This window comes from Gordonia sp. NPDC003424 (assembly GCF_053588655.1).
The window spans coordinates 278,120-296,291 of sequence record NZ_JBSFQJ010000005.1 but is presented as its reverse complement, the minus strand read 5'-3'; the positions used below and the strand labels follow the sequence as shown (position 1 = coordinate 296,291).

Below are 18,172 nucleotides of genomic sequence, written 5' to 3'. Positions count from 1 at the left end.
GTAACCAGCGAAAGGAAAGCCTCATGAGCCTCACGTCGAAAGACCTTGCCGGTCTGGCGGACCCGTCGGGCGGTGCTGAGCTCTCGCTGGCCCGGATCGAACAGAAGACCACCCCCGGCACCGTTGCCGCCCTGCTGCGCGCGGCCATCCTGGACGGCACCCTCAAGCCGGGCAGCCAGATCCGGGAGATTCCCGTCGCCGCCGCACTCGGTGTCAGCCGCGCGCCACTACGCGAGGGTCTCGCCCTGCTCGTCGATGAGGGTCTTGTGGTCCGTATCCCGTACAAGGGTGCGTTCGTCGCCGAAGTTAGCTCGCAAACCGTCGCCGAGATCGCCAGTCTGCGCCGCCGGCTCGAACCGTTCGCGATCGAACTCGCCCTGCCAAAACTCAAGGGCGCCGGTCGGACCAAGGTGGTCAGTGCGCTGCAGGCGATGGCCAAGGCCGCCGACGCCGGTGATCAGACGCGGACCATCGACGCGCACATGGACTTTCATCGTCGGTTCTACGAGCTGTCGGGCCACAAACTACTCCTCGACGTCTGGCGTAGCTGGGAATCGCAACTGCAGTTGTTCCTCTCCGCCGACCATCAATCCTTCAACGACCTGCACGACGTGGTTGCCGAACACGAGCGACTCCTGTCGATTATCGACACCGGAGATATGGACGCGATCACCAAAGAGGTTGACCGGCACGTCCACGGGCCGGCGATCAGCTCCTCGACCGAAGCCGATGCGTGAGTACATAGATTTCCTCGGTGGCCAACCACCTTATGACGCACTCGAATCACATGATCTGGAGCGGCTGGCCCGTCTCGTCGAAGTTGAGTATTTCGCTGCCGACACCCACATCATCGAGGCCGGACAGCCGCCGCTGGAGCGGTTCTACGTCATCCGGACCGGTGAGGTCGAAGTGCTCGACCGCGGCCGTGTCGTCGACATCCTGGGCCCTGGTGAAACCTTCGGGCATATCTCGGTTCTTTCCGGTCTTCCGCCCCCACTGACGATCCGAGCTCTCGAGGGCACCCTGTGTTATCTGTTTCCTGATCCGCGCGCGCAGTTACGCAACCCCGAACGACTGCAGTTCGCGCACTACGGAACCTTCGTCAGTCACGATCGGCTGGCGCGGTCGGGATTCGTCGACCAGGCGATGCGGGCCGCGCACAACCAGATGCGGCCGGTGGTGTGGTGTCCTGGTAACGCCACCATTGCCGACGCGGCGCGGCTGATCACCGAGGCGGGCCAATCCTGCGCCGTGCTTGACCTCGGCAACAACGAGTTCGGCATCGTCACCGACTCCGACTTTCGGGCGGGACTGAGTAGCCCGGAGATCTCGGGATCGACGCCGGTGGCGGCGGTCGCGTCCTTTCCTGCCGAAACGATCAGTGCCGAGGCGCCTGCCTCGGAAGCCTTCTTGAGGATGGTCGAATGCGGCACTCACCACCTCGTCGTCACAGGAGCAGGTGATCGACCGGTGGGCGTACTGCGCGTCGTCGATCTCGCTTCGGCGGAAGTGCGCAACCCGTTGATCATCCGTCGCGCAATCGATCACGCCGCGTCGATACCCGTACTCACCGAGGCCGCCCGACTCCTGCCCGGCACGTGGATCGAACTCTTCGACACCGGCGTGGCGCCGATGCACATCGCCGGCCTGCTGACCGCGGTGATCGATGCCCTTGTGCAGCGCGCCATCGACCTCACCGGATTCGGTGACGAACCGATTCCGCACGCCACTTCGTGGCTGCTGCTGGGGTCGGTGGCCCGACGGGAGCCCCTACCCGGCTCCGACATCGACACCGCGCTGGTGTGGTCGGATATGCCCGGCGAGCGTAATCCCGCACGGCGCCTGCAGATCTGGGCAGGGCACGTTCTCGACAACCTTGAGATGTGCGGGTTGCCTCGTTGCGCCGACGGCGCCAACGCCACCAACCCCACGTTCGCCCGATCGCAGTCTGATGCCGTCGCCATCGCACAGTCCTGGATCCGAAATCCGACGCAAGAGAACGCACTGCTGCTGACATCGATGATCGCCGACAGTCGGCCCGTCACGGGCATCGCGCTCGGCCGTTCGGTGTCTGATGCGATGCTGGCCACCACCCGCGACCGGGACTTCCTATCGGCCTTGCTGCAGTACACGGTGGCCCATCGTCCGCCGACCGGGTTCGTGCGCAACTTCGTTGCCGAGCACACCGGTGCGCGGCGTGGCCAGCTCGATCTGAAACAGCAGGGTTTGGTGCCGATCGCCTCCCTGGGCAGGTGGGTCGCAGTCGTCACAGGTGACGATCGCGGCTCCACTATCACCCGACTGCGCCGTGGTGCGGATTCAGGGCTGCTGAGTACCGACGAATCCGACACTTTGACCAGGGCATTCGAGTACCTTTACGGGCTGTTGCTCGAACGTGAGGTCAACGGATTGCGTACGGGCACACAGACCACCAGCGAACTAGTAGCGTGTCGCCTTTAATTTAGTTGGTATTTGTGATCGGCTGATTCTGGTTGATAATCGATCAGAGGAGTGACGATCATGCCGCGTCCCAAGCAGTTCACGGTCTCGCTGACCGAGGCCGATCGTGCCGAGTTGACCAAGGTGGTCAGGTCGGGAGTCCATCCTGCCCGGATGATCACCCGCGCGCGGATTCTGCTGTTGTTGGATGAAACCCAGGGCACGGTGTCAGATCGGCGGGTGATCGCCGAGCGTGTCGGAACTTCCGAGGGCACAGTGTATTTGGTGGCCAAACAGTTCGATGCCGCCGGCGGGAACATCGAGGAGGTGATCACGCGGAAGAAGCGGGCCACCCCGCCGATCGAGCCGAAGATCACCGGCGATGTGGAAGCCCGGCTGATCGCGATGGCGTGCTCTGAGCCTCCGCCCGGCAGACAGCGGTGGACGTTGCGGTTACTGGAGAAACACGTGGCCCTGACCGAGGGAATGCCGCCGATGGATCACTCCACGATCGGGAGGGTCCTAAAAAGGGGGATCTCAAACCGCACCTGAAGCGGTGCTGGACGATCCCGCCGAAGGCCAACTCCGCGTTCGTCGCCGCGATGGAAGACGTCCTGGCCGTCTACGCCCGCCCCTACGATCCCCGCCATCCAGTGGTGGTGATGGACGAGAAACCGCTGCAACTGCTCGACGACGCCCGTCCGGGAACACCGTGTGAGCCAGGCCGAATCGCCCACGAGGACTCCGAATACATTCGCCGCGGCACCTGCTCGATCTTCATCTGGGCCGAACCTCTCCAAGGCTGGCGACGCGCCTATGCCGAGCCCACCCGCACTCGACTGGATTGGGCCCGCGGCCTCGAGCACCTGCTCACCATCGACTACCCCGACGCCGAGAAGGTCGTGCTCGTCATGGACAACCTCAACACCCACGCCATCGCCTCCCTGTATGAGGCTTACGCCCCGGACACGGCCTACGCGCTGGCCGGCCGCCTCGAGATCCACCACACCCCCAAACATGGCTCTTGGCTCAACATCGCTGAAATCGAATTGTCCTGCCTGACAAAACAATGCCTCGGTCGACGGATCGGTGACATCGATGTCCTCAACACCGAACTCGACGCATGGACCCAGGCCACCAACACCGACGAACGTCAAGTCGACTGGCGGTTCACCACCGCCGACGCCCGAATCAAACTTCGGCACCTATACCCGACACTTTAGATGCGACAGCGTACTAGTGCTCGCCGACCTTGACACCCTCACCCGACGTTATCTGCGAGAAGCGTTTCGTGCGGTCGCCGACATCCAGGCACGCCTCGAAGGTGACTGGCCGACAAGGCTTCCCCGACCATGAGGTGGCGCCGACGAACTTCGGGGCTGAACAAGCCCTGGCGGGACGCCGACTACATCGCGATAGACCTGGAGACAACCGGCCTCGATCTCAAACGTGACGCCATCATCTCCTACGGAGCCGCCACCGTCCGCGGCGGACGGATCATCGTGGCCGACAACCACTATGGCCTGGCCTGCCCCGACTCCGACATCTCGCCCCAGTCGATCGCGGTGCACACCATCCGGCGCATCGATGTGGCCGACGCCCCGGCACCGGAGGAACTGGCGCACACGCTGTCAACGTTGATCGCAGACCGCGTGGTGATCGCGCATTCCGCATGGATCGAACGGGCCTTCCTCGACACCGCCTTGCGCCGAATAGAAGAGCGGATGCACGCGCCGATGATCGACACCGCCGCCATGTGTCGCGCGCTGGGACTCGATCCTGATCCGATTGCTGATCCGCGTCTCGAGTGGGCCGCCACCCAGCTGGGTCTGCCCGTCGTCGCACCGCATCACGCGATGGGGGACGCGATCACCACCGCGCAGGTGTTTCTGGCCGCGGCCTGCATGCTCGAGGACAGGGGCTACACCACCGCCCAGTCCTTCATCGATCTGACCGTCGGCGATCGGCACACGCGAGCGCGCGGCCGCTGAGTTAACCCAATCGCAAAAATAGGTGACGCAAACCACTCCTGTTTGTGATAGATTGTCGACAGTAGAACAAACATCCTTCGGGTCGATCTACTCAACAAGTTCACAGCGGGCCGCCCAACGGGGCAGGCTCAAGGAAAACCCACCAGCGAGGTCATCATGGCGACAACGCCGAAGACTCCCGAACAACCGCATGGCGAGCACGCGCACCTACCGCACTTGCCGCATCTGGAGCACAATCTGCCGCCGCTGCGCGCGGACGCTCCGATGCTCGACGCCGAGCTCAACGCCGACGAGGCGCTGCTCGAGCAGCTCGGCTACAAGCAGGAACTCAATCGCAGCCTTGGACTGTTCTCCGCGTTCGGCGTGCAGTTCACCTCGATCGCCATCGCGTCCGGCATCTTCACCACGCTGATCGTCGGGTTGGGGTTCTTCGGCCCCGCATCGTTCTGGTCGTTCCTGATCGGCGGTGCGCTGCAGGTGTTCACCGTCGGACTGGCCGTCGCACAGCTCGTCTCCGCCTATCCACTCGCCGGCGGTGTCTACCAGATCACCGGACGCATTACCGGCAAACCTTGGCTCGCCTGGCAGACCGGGTGGTGGCTGCTGATCGCGCACACCGTCGCGGTGACCACGGTGGCGGTGAGTATCGCCCCGTTCGTGGCAGGGTGGTTCGGGGTCACGCTCGACGGTGCATCCGACACCCTGCCCTGGGCGCTGGGTCTGATCGTGCTGGGCACATTCATCAACATCGCAGGCGTCAAGGTCGCGGCCCTGCTCAACAACTTGGGTGTCATCGCCGAGGTCGTCTGCGTCATCTCGCTGATCGGTGTGCTGCTGATCGTCAAGCATCCGACCGCGCCGCTGTCGATCCTCAACGATTCCGGCGGCACAGTGCACAACGGCAACTGGGTGACCCCGTTGCTCTTCGCCATGATCCTGCCCGCGTATGCCATCTCCAGCTTCGACGCCACCGGCAACGCGTCCGAGGAGACCAAGGACGCCGCCCGCAAGGCCCCGATGGCCTCGGTGATGGCCAATGTCTCGTCCTACATCGTCGGCATCATCATGGTCGCTCTGCTGATGCTGGCCATCCAGAACGTGCCCGCCGTCATGGCCAGCGACACCCCGGTCAAACTGATCCTCGACACCGCCGTCGGGTCCGCATTCGCCAACTTCTTCGAGGCCATCGCCATTCTCGCCCTGTTCGCCGCGCTGGTCATGTTGCAGCTCACCGGCATTCGGGTGCTGTGGTCCCAGGCTCGCGATGGCCAGGTGCCGGCCGCCGACTGGCTGCGCAAGGTCAACCGCACCCAGATCCCGATCAACGCCACGCTGACGATCTTCGCGCTGTCGGTGCTCTTCGCACTGTGGTCGTCGCTGCTGTCGGTGCTCGCCGCCATGACCGCACTGGCGTGGGCCATGGCCTACGGCGTGGTCGTCACCGTCGGACTCTGGGCCCTGCTGCGCAAGCGGTTGCCCAAGCACCCGTGGCATTACGGCTTTGCCAGCCCGGTCATCTTCGGTCTCGCCATCGCCTGGTCGATTGTGCTGTGCCTGTTGCTGATCTGGTCGGACCCCAAGCATGTCGGTCTGGGCATGCTCGCGGTGATCGCCGCCGGCGCGGTGGTCTACCGCACCATCCCCGCCAGCCGGCGCGGCAAATCGATCGACGTCATCAACGCCGGCAAGTAACCCGACACCACCACACAGAAAGGCACGACAGTGACCGACGTGATCCAACTCGGAAATGTCATCGACGGAAAGACCGAGCAGGGAAGTTCGGGGGAGATCAACCGGGTACTCAACCCGTCGACCGGTGAGGTTGTCGCCGAGGCGACGCTGTCGACCATCGACGATGCCGACCGTGCCGTCGCCGCCGCCCGCGCCGCGTTCCCCGCGTGGGCGGCAACGACTCCCGGTGAACGCTCACAGATCCTGCACGACATGGCGACTTTGCTCGCCGACAACCTCGACGAGATCGCCCACCTCGAGACCATCGACGCCGGCAAACCTACCGCGGCGGCCCTCGGCGACGAGGTGCCCGGCATCATCGGCGCGCTACGGCACTTCGCCGGCGCCGGACGGGTACTGTCCGCACAGGCATCCGGTGAGTTCGTCGACGGCAACACCAGCTACGTCCGTCGCGAGCCGCTCGGCGTCGTGCTGGGCATCACGCCATGGAATTTCCCGCTGTGGCAAGCGGTGTGGAAGCTCGGTCCGGCACTGGCGGCGGGCAACACCGTGGTCATCAAGGACGCCGAGCTCACCCCGATCGCGACGACGCGGTTCGTCGAGCTCGTGCAGCCGCTGCTGCCGCCGGGTGTGCTGAACCTGGTGCACGGCAAGGGTTCCGTGGTCGGCGATGCGCTCGTCCGCAATCCCGACGTCAACCTGGTCTCGTTCACCGGGTCCACGGCGGCCGGTCGAACCATCGCGACCGCCGCCGGCGGCGCCCCGAAGCGGTGCGTCCTGGAACTGGGCGGCAACGCCCCGGTGGTGATCTATGACGACATCGACCTAGAGGCCGCCCTGCCGATCCTCACCAACGGGGTGCTGTTCAACGCCGGCCAGGAATGCATGTCGGCCACCCGCATGCTGGTCAGTGACAGGATCCACGACAAGTTCGTCGAGGCCATGGCCGCCAGCCTCGCGAAGACCGTTGTCGGCGACGCCGCCGATCCCACAACCGTTCTGGGACCACTGATCTCGGAATCCCAACGAGCACGGGTGGAGAAGATGGTCGCCGACCGTCCCGTCCACGCACAGGTCGTGACCGGCGGCAACCGCGTCGATCGCCCGGGTTTCTTCTTCGAACCCACGCTCATCACCGGGCTGACCCAGGACGACGACCTCGTGCAGCAGGAGATCTTCGGCCCCGTTGCCACCGTACAGACCTTCTCCGACGAAGCCGAAGCCCTCGCCATGGCCAACTCGGTCGAACAGGGACTGGCCGCCTCGGTCTGGACGCGTGACATCGGCCGGGCGCTGCGCACCGTCAACGCGATCGAGTCCGGGGTCGTCTGGGTCAACAACCACATGGCGGTCGGACCGGAAGGACCGCTCGGCGGGTTCAAGGGCTCGGGCTACGGAAAAGAAGGTGGCGCATTGGGTCTCGAGGAGTTCACCCGCGTCAAGCAAGTGATCGTGAGTCTGGCATGACCGCCTCGTTCGTCGAGGCCGGCCGCCTCGACAGCCGTCACCTCGCCGCGCTGATCGGCCGTCGCGTCCAGCGCACATGGATAGCCAACGGTATCCGCCGCCGCGACGAAGGCCGAGTCGCGATGGTCGTGCCGTCGCGACGCGGCGAGTGCCTGATGGTCACCCGCCAGGACGACTCGGTCGACGTCTGGTACGTGGGCGACCTCGACGCCGATTACCGGGTGCTCGGCGAGCACCCCTTCTGATTCCACCCCGGCGAGATAGCGAAAGGAGTTGTCCCATGGCTGTTCTGGCCATCGATCAAGGTACCTCGGGTACCAAGGCCATCGTCGTCGATGATGACGGTGCGGTGCTGGCGATCAGTGAGCAGTCGGTGCAACCTCGCTATCTCGCCGATGGGGGAGTCGAACACGACCCGCAGGTGTTGCTCGCTTCTGTCATCGATACCGGGCGGGACGCGGTTCTGCGATCCGGCTCTTCGATCGACGCCGTCTCGGTGGCCAATCAGGGCGAGACCGTGCTGGCTTGGAACCCCGAGACCGGCGAGCCGCTCAGCGCGGCGATCGTGTGGCAGGACCGACGCGCGGAGACCGTCTGCGAGGCGCTCGCATCCCATCGCGACGAGATCCGTACGCGCACGGGTCTGGAACTCGACTCGTACTTCTCGGCACCCAAGATGCGGTGGTTGCGGGATCAGGTCGGGGACGGCGGAGTGATCACCACCTCCGACACCTGGCTGGTACATGCACTGACCGGTGAGTTCGTTACCGATCGCACCACTGCCGGCCGGTCCTTGATCACCGATCTGCGTACCACCGACTGGGATCGTGGGCTTCAGGAACTCTTTGATCTGGGTGATGAACAGCTGCCCACGATCGTCGACAACGACATCGTGGTGGGCAGCACGCACGCATTCGGTCCGGCAATGCCGGTGGCGGGCCTCGTGGTCGATCAGCAGGCAGCGTTGCTCGCGCAAGGGTGTCTGGAGCCGGGAACTGCCAAGTGCACCTTTGGCACCGGTGCGTTCCTGCTGGCCAACACGGGAACGCAAGCAACGCTGTCCACCCAGGGTCTGGCCGCCTGCGTTGGGTGGCGCCTACGCTCGGAAACCACCTATTGCTTTGATGGGCAGGCATATACAGCCGGCTCGGCGGTTCGGTGGTTGCAGAACCTCGGCATCATCACCGAAGCGGCCGATCTCGACAACCTGGCCGTCGACAACGCCGGCGACGTGGTGTTCGTGCCCGCATTGGCGGGTCTGGCCGCCCCCTGGTGGCGTCCCGACGCCCGCGCCTCCTTCGTCGGCATGGGTCTCGCGACCGGCCGGGGTGAACTGGTGACCGCGGTGCTCGAAGGCCTCGCCGCCCAGACCGTCGAGGTCGTCGCGGCCATGCATGCCGACATCGAACAACCGCTGGATCGATTGCGTGTCGACGGAGGACTCACCAGATCTCGGCGACTCATGCAAGCGGTCGCCGACATCGGCCAGATCCCCGTCGACGTCTACCCGTCCCCACATGCCACCGCGCTCGGCGCCGCCGTGTGCGCCCGCCTATCAATCGACCCATCACTGTCGGTCACCGACGCCGTTCCGCCGTGGACTCCCGCAGCCACCTACGAGCCACGATGGACAGCCGACCGCGCCAACGACTTCCGGACCCGCTGGCACACCGCAGCCACCTCGACGCTTCCACAGAAAGACAAGTCATGACCGTCCAGTCCGACCCACCCATCTATGACTTCGCAGTGATCGGCGCCGGCATCGTCGGCTCGGCCATCGCCCGCGCCCTCGCCGGTCACCACCACAGCGTCGCCCTCATCGAGGCCCGCGAAGACGTGTGCGAGGGCACCAGCAAGGCCAACACCGCCATCCTGCACACCGGCTTCGACGCCAAACCCGGCACCCTCGAATCCCGCATGGTCGCACGCGGATACACACTGCTGTCCGACTACGCCCAACAGACGGGCATCCCGATCGAGCACACCGGCGCACTGCTGGTCGCCTGGACCGAGGAGGAACGCGACGCCCTGCCCGGACTGAAGGACAAGGCCGCGGCCAACGGCTATCACGAATGCGAGATCGTCGACGCCGATGAGGTCTATCGTCAGGTACCGCATCTCGGTACCGGCGCGCTGGCGGGTCTCACGGTGCCCGATGAATCCATCATCTGCACCTGGACCACCAACCTCGCACTGGCGACCGACGCGGTCAACCGCGGGGTCGTACTTCATACCAATTCTCGCGTGGAAGCTGTTGTGCAGCAGCCGGACTCGCAGACCACCCGGCTGCAGACCGGCAACGGGCCGATCGTCGCGCGGTGGGTGGTCAATGCCGCGGGACTCGGCTGCGATTACCTCGATCAGCAGTTCGGCTACGACCGTTTCCACGTCACCCCGCGCCGTGGTGAACTGTTCGTCTTTGACAAGCTCGCCCGCCGGCTCGTGGACAAGATCGTGCTGCCCGTGAATCGCCCCGGGTTTGGTGCACACCTGGTTACTGGTGTGCCTCCACGGATGTGGCGGCACGTTGAGTGTAGTAGTTCTGCTCAGCCTCGATCGGCGGGATACGCCCGAGTCGATGCATGAGCCGACTGACGTTGAACCAGCCGACCCAGACCGCGGTCAGATGTTCGACATCCCCGACGTGGCGTAGCGGACCACTCCGAAACGGCGAATCATCCCGTACCGCTTCGGTTTTGAACAAACCTATGGTCGTCTCCGCGAGGGCATTATCGTAGGCGTCGCCGACCGATCCGATCGACGGCATCAACCCGGACAGTTCCAGCGTTTCCCCACACCGCACCGAGGTATACTGACTTCCCGCGTCCGAATGATGAATAGTGTTGCCGGACAACGGATTACCTTCCTTCTGTCGTAGTTGTGCAGCCTGCCGGATCGCATCACGGACGAACCGGTCAGTCTTGGACGCCGAACACTCCCATCCCACGATCCGGCCGGCGAACGCGTCAATCACGAACGCGGTGTACACATGCGTGCCGTTGGCCAACGGAACGTAAGTGAAATCCGCGACGACCAGCATGTTCGGTGCCGGTACCCGGAACTGGCGGTCCACCAGATCCGGAGCCCGCGACGCGCCCGGATCCGGAATCGTGGTGCGGACCTTCTTCCGCCGAGTCACCCCGCGCCAGCCGTTGGCCCGCATCAGCCGTTCCACCGTGCACCGGGCCACCTCGATGCCCTCCCGCTGCAGGTGCGCCCACATCTTCACCGCCCCGTACAGCGATTCTGGGCGGCGTTTACCCTCCTCGTCGGGTTCGTAGTAGCCGGCCAGGATCTCGGTGATCGTGGTGTCCCACAGGACCCGTTTCGACGGTGGCCGCGCCACCCAGGCGTGGAAGGTTCTCGGGGAGATCGGTGCGCCGTGCGCGGTGAGCACACGGCAGATCTGAGCGACCCCGAACCGAGCCCTATGCTCGGCAATGAACTGGCAGATCACTGGTGTCGCGGGTCGCTCTCCCGCGCGAAGAAAGTTGTTGCCGCCTTGAGGATTTCGACCGTATCCTCCAACTCGGCCACCTTGCGTTTCAACGCGCGAACCTCCGCGGCCTCCTCCCGCGTCACGCCCGGCTTCTGACCTTCGTCGACCTCATGCTGACGCACCCACTTGCGCAGCGTCTCCGGGGTCAACTTGAGCCGTTTGGCTGTCGCGGTGATCGCCGCATACTCACTCGGATACTCATCACGATGCTCGATCACCAACCGCACAGCCTTGGCCCGGGTCGCCTCGTCGTACTTCTTCGGCATGATGCCAACCTTCCCTCACAAAGAGGTGTGCACCAAACCCGGGGACGTTCACCGTGCCGACCGCGCGTGGCAAGGGTGTGCTGGTGAGCCCGACGATCTACGGCAATGTGATGCTCGGCCCCACCGCCGAAGACCTCACCGACCGCACCGACACCGGCACCTCCGAAGGCGGATTCGAGTTCCTCCTCGACAAGGGCCGACGACTCATGCCGGACCTCCTCGATGAGGAGGTCACCGCAACCTATGCCGGACTGCGCGCGGCCACCGACCATGGCGACTACCTGATCGAACTCGACACCGACCAGCGGTACCTACTCGTCGGCGGCATCCGCTCCACCGGTCTGACGTCGGGCATCGCGGTCGCCGAGTACGTGTGCGGACTGCTCGACGACGCCGGGGTGCTCGGCAGCCCCCGCGACGATCTCCCCGCACCGCCGGTGATGCCCAACATCGGCGAAGCCGGCACCCGCCCGTACCAGGACGCCGCGAAGATCGCCGAGGACAGTGCCTACGGCACCGTCGTGTGCTTCTGCGAACGCGTCACCGCCGGCGAGATCCGTGACGCCTACACCTCGACGATCCCCCCGGTGACCCTGGAAGGACTCCGTAAACGGACCCGTGCCATGAACGGTCGCTGCCAAGGCTTCTTCTGCGGGGCCGAAGTCGCCGACATGGCCGAAAAGAACTGTGGTGCACGGGGGTCGAGCATCGTCTGCAAGCAGCCCGCGACCTCGCTGAAAGGCGCTCACCAATGACCAGCCCTCTCCTGACCCCAGACGTCGCGATCGTCGGCGGCGGTCCCGCCGGCCTCGCGGCCGCCACCGCACTCGGCGACCACCATGGCATCAGCGCACTGGTGCTCGACCGCGAACCCACCGCCGGCGGCATACCCCGCCACTGCGACCACCCCGGCTACGGCATCCGGGATCTGCACACCTTCATCAGCGGCCCGAGCTACGCCAAGCGGCTCGTCGAGTACGCGGTCCGGGCGGGTGCCGACATCCGGACCCGCGCGACCGTGACCGCGATGGGCGCCGACCGCACCCTGACGGTCACCACCCCCGACGGTCTGCTGACCGTCGCGCCGAAGGCATTGGTGCTCGCCACCGGAGCCCGCGAACGTGCCCGCCCGGCCCGGCTCATCCCCGGAGACCGCCCACAGGGCGTCTACACCACCGGCCAACTGCAGAACATCGTGCACCTGCAGCACAAGAAGGTCGGCAAACGTGCGGTGATCGTCGGCGCCGAACTCGTCAGCTGGTCGGCGGCCATGACGCTGCGCCACGCCGGATGCCGCACCGTCGCGATGACCACCGAGTACCCGTCGGCCGAGTCCTACGCCGCGTTCACCGTGCCCGGCAAGGCCGTCCTGCGAGTGCCGGTGCGCACCCGCACCCGCATCGTGGGCATCACCGGCAAACACCACGTGCAGAGTGTGGAGGTCGAGCACATCGACACCGGCGCCCGGGAAAAGATCGACTGCGACACAGTCATTTTCAGCGGTGACTGGATTCCCGACCACGAACTGCCCCGAGACGCGGGCATCGCCATCGACCCCGCCACCCGCGGTCCCCTCGTCGACACCGCCCTGCGCACCGACGCCCCCGGTGTCTTCGCCGCCGGCAACATGCTCCACCCCGTCGACACCGCCGACATCGCCGCGCTCGACGGCACTTTTGTCGCCGACCGCGTCGCCGACTACCTCGCCACAACCAGTTGGGCACCGGCACGGCAATTGCGGATCACCTGCGAGGCCCCACTGCGGTGGGTGGCACCCGGCTTGATGGCGCCCGGCGAACCCGCACCGCCGCGCAAGCGGCTGCTGCTGTGGACCGACGAACTCATCCGGCGACCCCGGGTCGCCATCGCGCAGGACGGGCAGACCGTGGCCGTCAAGACCCTGTCCTGGCCGGCCTCACCCGGCCGCGTGTTCCGCGTGCCGTGGTCGATCATGGACGGGGTACACGCAGACGGGGGAGACGTGACCGTGCGCATCGAGAATGCTCGCGCAACGGGATTCGTTCCCGGGCGACAAGCGCTGATCGGCGTTGGCTGATCCTGACCGCGGCCGGCATTCTGTCTCGAGGCATCCCACCGATCCGGGGTGCCTCGAGTCGTTTCGGTAGTCCGACGCACCAACGAGATTCACCACAGAAAGGTCTCGACAAGGGGCTACGGTCCGTGTAGATTGTCTCTTGTCGACAATAATCAAGACGCACGATCCGCCGCTTGAACCGACAACCCCGCAGACCGACGCAATCGAAGGAACACACGATGACCAAGAAGTTGGGCGGCATCATCGCCGCCGTCTCCACCCCGTTCGCCGCCGACGGCTCGGTCGATGAAGGTGCCCTGCGCGCGCACGTCGACTTCCTGATCGACAACGGCCTGCATGGCCTCGTCCCGTGCGGCAGCACCGGCGAGTTCGCCGCGCTGACCTCCGACGAGCGCAAGTTCGTCAACAAGGTCGTCATCGACCAGGCCGCGGGCCGCGTTCCGGTTGCCCCGCAGACCGGTTCGACCAGCACCGCCGAAGCCATCGAACTCACCAAGCACGCCGCCGACAACGGCGCCGACGCTGTCCTGCTGGTACAGCCGTTCTACGAAGCACCCACCCGCGACGAGGTCATAGAGTACTTCGCCACCGTGGGTGAGGCAGGCAAGGTGCCCGTCATCGCCTACAACCTGCCCGGCGTCACCGGGATGAATCTCGACCGCGCCTTCTACCGCGATCTGCTCGAGCGCACCGACGCCGTGCAGTACATCAAGGACACCTCCGGCTCGATCGAGCAGGCCCTCGACCTCATCTTCAACCTCGGCGACGCCATCGACACCTTCGTCGGCTGGGACACCATCCTGCTGCCCGCATTCACCGTCGGAGCTGCCGGATCGATCTGGGGCGCACCGAACTTCGCGCCCAAGGAATGCGTCGCGATCTACGATCTCGTCAAGGAGGGCAAGACTGCCGAAGCACTCGAAATCTTCAAGCGGCTGTGGAACGTCTTCGACTTCCTCGGCAAGGAAGGCTACGCCGTGGCCACCAAGGCTGCAGCTGCGGCAGTTGGGCATGATCTCGGCGCACCTCGAGCACCCTACGGCCCGCTGTCGGCGGACAAACAGGACGAGCTGACCAAGCTCATCGCCGAGACCGGTCTGAACTACGCGTAACCCGCTGGTTTCGACAGATCTCACGCCACAGTGACCCGGGGGCCGTCAGGATGGAACCTGACGGCCCCCGACCAGTAACCACGACTACCCACCATCAACGGCCACCCGGAGGACCTCATGCGCTGGAACCGCGTCATCAACGTCACGAAATGCCATGTGGGCGGCGAAATCAACAATGTCGTCACCGGCGGTATCGGCGACGTCCCCGGCGCCACGGTCTTCGAGAAGATGAAGTACTTCCGCGACCACAACGACGATCTCCGCAAACTGCTCCTGCACGAGCCCCGCGGATCGGTCACCCAGTGCGTCAACTTCATCGTGCCGGCCACCGACCCGGAAGCCCAGATGGGCTACCTGATCGCCGAATCGACCGAGTATCCGGCGATGTCGGGCAGCAACACGATGTGTGTGGCGACCGCGCTGCTCGAGACCGGCATGATCCCGATGACCGAACCGGTCACCGACATCGTTCTCGAAGCCCCGGCGGGTCTCATCCGGATTCGCTGCACCTGTCAGGACGGCAAGGTCACCGGGGTGGAGTTCGAGAACCAGCCCGCGTTCGCCTACCAGGTGTCGGTACCACTTGAACTCGACGGTTTTCCGACCCTGACCGTCGACGTCGCTTGGGGTGGCATGACTTACGTCATCGCCGATGCCGAGCAGTTGGGATTCGCCCTGGTCCCCGACGAGGCCCGCGACCTCTGTGATCTGGGTCAGCGCCTGAAGACCGCTGCTGCCGAACAGATTCCTGTCCAGCATCCGCTCAATCCTGAGTTCGCCGGCATCACCCAGACCGAGATCGCCGGCCCGCTGAGCCGCGTCGACGGGACACTGACCGCCCGCAACGCCGTCATCGTCTCACCCGGCCGGCTCGACCGTTCCCCCTGTGGGACAGGTACATCGGCGCGCCTGTCAGTGCTCAAGGCCAAGGGCCTGATCGACGTGGGGGAGGAGTTCATCCACGAATCGGTCATCGGCAGCCGCTTCCACAGCCGTATCGACCGCCTCACGACAGTTGGTCCCTACGACGCGATCATCCCGCGGGTCCGCGGCCAGGCCTACATCACCGAACTGAGTCAAGTCGGACTCGATCCGGCTGACCCGTACCCCACCGGCTACACCCTGTCGGACACCTGGCCCACCGGAGAGCCCGCGTGAACACCTTGAGCCCCAACCTCGATCGACTCGCCCGTCGTATCGACGATCACCTCGACTCCGCGACGACGCGCACTCTGATCGTCGGCATCGACGGGTCCAGCGCCTCGGGCAAGACCTCGCTCGCCCGTTACCTGCGGTCGGCACATTCCGACCAGATCACGGTGGTACATACCGACGACATTGCCTGGCATCATTCGTTCTTCGGGTGGCACGATCTGCTGCGGACCGAAATTCTGATCCCTGTCACCACCGGTGACCTGCCGATCCGTTACCGGCCACCCGGGTGGGTGCGTAACGATCGTCCCGGCGGTATCGACATCGGCGATTCGACGAAATGCGTGATCGTCGAGGGCGTGGGCGCCGCGCACCGATCAGTGGCCGAATGGCTCGATCTCACGGTGTGGGTGCAGGCCTCGGCGGCCGTCCGCGCCTACCGCGAACGACAACGACTGCGCGCCGGCATCGACAGCCCGGAGTTCATGGATGATTGGAACGCGCGGGAACGACGATTCCACCAGGACGACATGCCCTGGACACGGGCGGACTTCATGATCGACGGCATCGACGCGCGCCTCCGTGAGCAGGCCTTGGTGTGCAGTCGTTGACGACGCCGCGCGTCGGTTGCGTCTTACGTCCCCAACATCCCCCTGAGCTCCTCCCTCAGGTCGCGCGTGCCGCCGATGTGGCCGGCCTGCAGGAGCTGTGGCTGTGGGAGGACTGCTTCCTCTACGGCGGCCTGGCGGCCGAGGCAATCGTGTTGGCGCACAGCCGAACACTGACCGTCGGTATCGGCGTGCTGCCGGTGCCGCTTCGATCGGTGGCGGCAACCGCCATGGAGATCGCCACTCTGGAGCGCACATATCCGGGACGGCTACGCGTCGGCGTCGGTCATGGTGTGCAGGACTGGATGGCGCAGGTGGGTCGTCGCGTGGACTCCCCGCTGACCCTGCTGCGTGAGTATCTGCATTGTCTGCGAGCGCTTCTCGACGGTGAGTGCGTCACCTTCGACGGCCGGTACATTCAGCTCGACGCTGTCCAACTGGCCTTCACGCCCGCTGATCGACTACCACTGCTGGTCGGCGCGACCGGGCCGCGCACCCTCGAGCTGAGCGGCGAACTCGCCGACGGCACCATCCTCACCGGCGGAACCACCCCCGACGCTGTGCGCCGCGCACGTTTGTCCATCGAGCACGGCGTCTCGCGGAAGGATCGCAGTGCACCGCACACGATCGTCGCTTACCTGCCCTGTGTCATCGGCCCCAACGCGACCGACTTGATGGGAAATGAGCTGCGCCACTGGGACTTTTCGGGTGATTCCAACGATCTAGCCGTGTTCGGCGCCACCGCAGGGGACGTCATCGAGCAGTCGGCGCGATGGCTGGACGCCGGCGTCGATACGCTCGTCTTCCAGCCGACGGCCTCGGCCGATCCGGTGTCGTTCGTGCGGCAGATCGCCGCGGCGGTCGAACGCCGGAAAGCGGCTGGCCCCCAGACGATCTGATGCGGTGATGGCATGAGGCCGCTATTGATCACGGCGGCACACTGCCGTATTGTCGACAAGAAGACAATGTATCTACCTCGAGAGGCCTTCGATGCCCACGACTCGTCCACTGAATCCCCAGACCGCAGGGGTGTGCTGATGCCCTTCATCGACGGCTACCACCACCAGATCTACTATCGCCGGTGGTCGGTTGATCAGCCGCGCGCACGCGTTCTGCTCCTGCACGGCTACGGCGAACACACCGGTCACTATCACCGCCTCGCGTACGCGCTCAACGCGCAAGGATTCGAGGTGTTCGGACCCGATCACCTCGGCCACGGGCACACCGGCGGCACACCTCCCGGATACTTTCCGTCGGTCGCCGAACTCGCCGAAAACGCGGCGATCCTGGTCGATCATGTGGAAAGGCAAGGACCACAACTACCTATCGCCATCGTGGGTCACTCCCTCGGCGCGCTCGCCGGTGCGCTGCTGGCGATCACGAGTCCGACCAAGTGGACGTCGCTGGTCATGACCGGCGCGCCACTGTGGGGGCTGCCGGATACCGTAGCGGGGGAGTCCGATCCGATCATGTCGAGAGACGAGGCATACCTCGACGCGCTGGCCAATGATCCGCTGGAATTCGACACCGAGGCCGCCGAGGACAACCTTTGGGCGTGTATCAGCCTGGCCGGGTCCAAGGTCCGCTGCTCGCTGCCCGCACTCGGACTGCCCATCCTGCTCATCAACGGCGAGTACGACGTCTTCGCGCCGGCCGATCAGGCCCGCGAGTTCGCCGGGGAACTCATGTCTGGGCGGGCGGTGTCAATTCCCCTTGGATACCACGACATTCCGAATGATCGAGCCCACGCAGAGGTCGCGCGCGAGATTGCTTGCACCATCAGTGAGTCCATCCCAGTACTGATATCCAGGTGACCGACGGGTTCGTCGCTACATAAACACAACGCTTGTCGCCAGGCACATCGTGCGTGACACGTGTGCCTGGCGACAG

At 65.2% G+C, this 18,172-nt stretch carries 17 protein-coding genes and 1 pseudogene; 17 read left to right on the top strand and 1 reads right to left on the bottom strand.

Features of this window, described 5'->3' with window-relative positions:
• The first annotated feature begins 23 nt into the window (after nt 1-23).
• From ACWDTI_RS10470 to ACWDTI_RS10425, 10 genes are all read left to right on the top strand, one after another.
• Nucleotides 24-737, top strand: coding sequence for a GntR family transcriptional regulator (locus tag ACWDTI_RS10470; RefSeq protein WP_449738000.1), 714 nt, complete (start codon nt 24-26; stop codon nt 735-737).
• Nucleotides 730-2,460, top strand: coding sequence for a putative nucleotidyltransferase substrate binding domain-containing protein (locus ACWDTI_RS10465; RefSeq protein WP_449737999.1), 1,731 nt, complete (start codon nt 730-732; stop codon nt 2,458-2,460). Before ACWDTI_RS10470 ends, ACWDTI_RS10465 begins: the two co-directional genes overlap by 8 nt.
• Nucleotides 2,461-2,613: 153 nt before the next feature.
• Nucleotides 2,614-2,991 (top strand): helix-turn-helix domain-containing protein, encoded by a 378-nt coding sequence (locus ACWDTI_RS10460; protein ID WP_449737998.1) that lies wholly within the window; start codon nt 2,614-2,616, stop codon nt 2,989-2,991.
• Nucleotides 2,880-3,662, top strand: a complete 783-nt coding sequence (locus ACWDTI_RS10455) for an IS630 family transposase (RefSeq protein WP_449737997.1) — start codon at nt 2,880-2,882, stop codon at nt 3,660-3,662. The genes ACWDTI_RS10460 and ACWDTI_RS10455 overlap by 112 nt, the downstream gene beginning before the upstream one ends.
• 129 nt (nt 3,663-3,791) lie before the next feature.
• Nucleotides 3,792-4,430, top strand: coding sequence for a 3'-5' exonuclease (locus ACWDTI_RS10450; RefSeq protein ID WP_449737996.1), 639 nt, complete (start codon nt 3,792-3,794; stop codon nt 4,428-4,430).
• 264 nt (nt 4,431-4,694) lie between these two features.
• The gene (locus ACWDTI_RS10445; RefSeq protein WP_449738051.1) at nt 4,695-6,122 is read left to right on the top strand and encodes an APC family permease; all 1,428 of its coding nucleotides are present in this window, start codon (nt 4,695-4,697) and stop codon (nt 6,120-6,122) included.
• A 30-nt stretch (nt 6,123-6,152) separates the two neighbouring features.
• Entirely contained in the window at nt 6,153-7,589 is a 1,437-nt protein-coding gene (locus tag ACWDTI_RS10440; RefSeq protein WP_449737995.1) for an aldehyde dehydrogenase family protein, read from the top strand.
• Nucleotides 7,586-7,834: a hypothetical protein gene (locus ACWDTI_RS10435; protein WP_449737994.1), complete on the top strand. Its 249-nt coding sequence runs from the start codon at nt 7,586-7,588 to the stop codon at nt 7,832-7,834. Before ACWDTI_RS10440 ends, ACWDTI_RS10435 begins: the two co-directional genes overlap by 4 nt.
• Nucleotides 7,835-7,869: 35 nt before the next feature.
• A complete protein-coding gene (locus tag ACWDTI_RS10430) occupies nt 7,870-9,300 on the top strand; it encodes an FGGY family carbohydrate kinase (RefSeq protein WP_449737993.1) in 1,431 nt (476 codons plus the stop codon).
• Nucleotides 9,297-10,175, top strand: a complete 879-nt coding sequence (locus ACWDTI_RS10425) for an NAD(P)/FAD-dependent oxidoreductase (protein WP_449737992.1) — start codon at nt 9,297-9,299, stop codon at nt 10,173-10,175. Before ACWDTI_RS10430 ends, ACWDTI_RS10425 begins: the two co-directional genes overlap by 4 nt.
• Here ACWDTI_RS10425 and ACWDTI_RS10420 read toward each other — a convergent pair.
• Nucleotides 10,084-11,354, bottom strand: a protein-coding gene (locus ACWDTI_RS10420; protein ID WP_449737991.1) for an IS3 family transposase whose coding sequence is annotated in 2 segments (ribosomal slippage) — nt 10,084-11,075 and nt 11,075-11,354 — 1,272 coding nt in all. Because the reading frame shifts where the segments join, the coding sequence is not laid out codon by codon here. The two genes, ACWDTI_RS10425 and ACWDTI_RS10420, sit on opposite strands and share 92 nt — an antisense overlap.
• Before the next feature lie 53 nt (nt 11,355-11,407).
• On the opposite strand from ACWDTI_RS10420, the pseudogene ACWDTI_RS10415 reads away from it, so the two are divergent.
• The 7 genes and pseudogenes from ACWDTI_RS10415 to ACWDTI_RS10385 form a co-directional block, all read left to right on the top strand.
• Nucleotides 11,408-12,109, top strand: a pseudogene (locus tag ACWDTI_RS10415) (FAD-dependent oxidoreductase); the annotation flags it as partial.
• Entirely contained in the window at nt 12,106-13,410 is a 1,305-nt protein-coding gene (locus ACWDTI_RS10410) for an NAD(P)/FAD-dependent oxidoreductase (RefSeq protein ID WP_449737990.1), read from the top strand. The pseudogene ACWDTI_RS10415 and the gene ACWDTI_RS10410, both read left to right, overlap by 4 nt.
• 218 nt (nt 13,411-13,628) lie before the next feature.
• Nucleotides 13,629-14,522, top strand: a complete 894-nt coding sequence (locus tag ACWDTI_RS10405) for a dihydrodipicolinate synthase family protein (RefSeq protein WP_449737989.1) — start codon at nt 13,629-13,631, stop codon at nt 14,520-14,522.
• Between the two features lie 117 nt (nt 14,523-14,639).
• Nucleotides 14,640-15,680 (top strand): proline racemase family protein, encoded by a 1,041-nt coding sequence (locus ACWDTI_RS10400; RefSeq protein WP_449737988.1) that lies wholly within the window; start codon nt 14,640-14,642, stop codon nt 15,678-15,680.
• Entirely contained in the window at nt 15,677-16,285 is a 609-nt protein-coding gene (locus ACWDTI_RS10395) for a hypothetical protein (protein WP_449737987.1), read from the top strand. The genes ACWDTI_RS10400 and ACWDTI_RS10395 overlap by 4 nt, the downstream gene beginning before the upstream one ends.
• Nucleotides 16,273-17,181, top strand: coding sequence for an LLM class flavin-dependent oxidoreductase (locus ACWDTI_RS10390; protein WP_449737986.1), 909 nt, complete (start codon nt 16,273-16,275; stop codon nt 17,179-17,181). Before ACWDTI_RS10395 ends, ACWDTI_RS10390 begins: the two co-directional genes overlap by 13 nt.
• A gap of 138 nt (nt 17,182-17,319) precedes the next feature.
• A complete protein-coding gene (locus tag ACWDTI_RS10385; RefSeq protein WP_449737985.1) occupies nt 17,320-18,096 on the top strand; it encodes an alpha/beta fold hydrolase in 777 nt (258 codons plus the stop codon).
• Nucleotides 18,097-18,172: the final 76 nt, after the last annotated feature.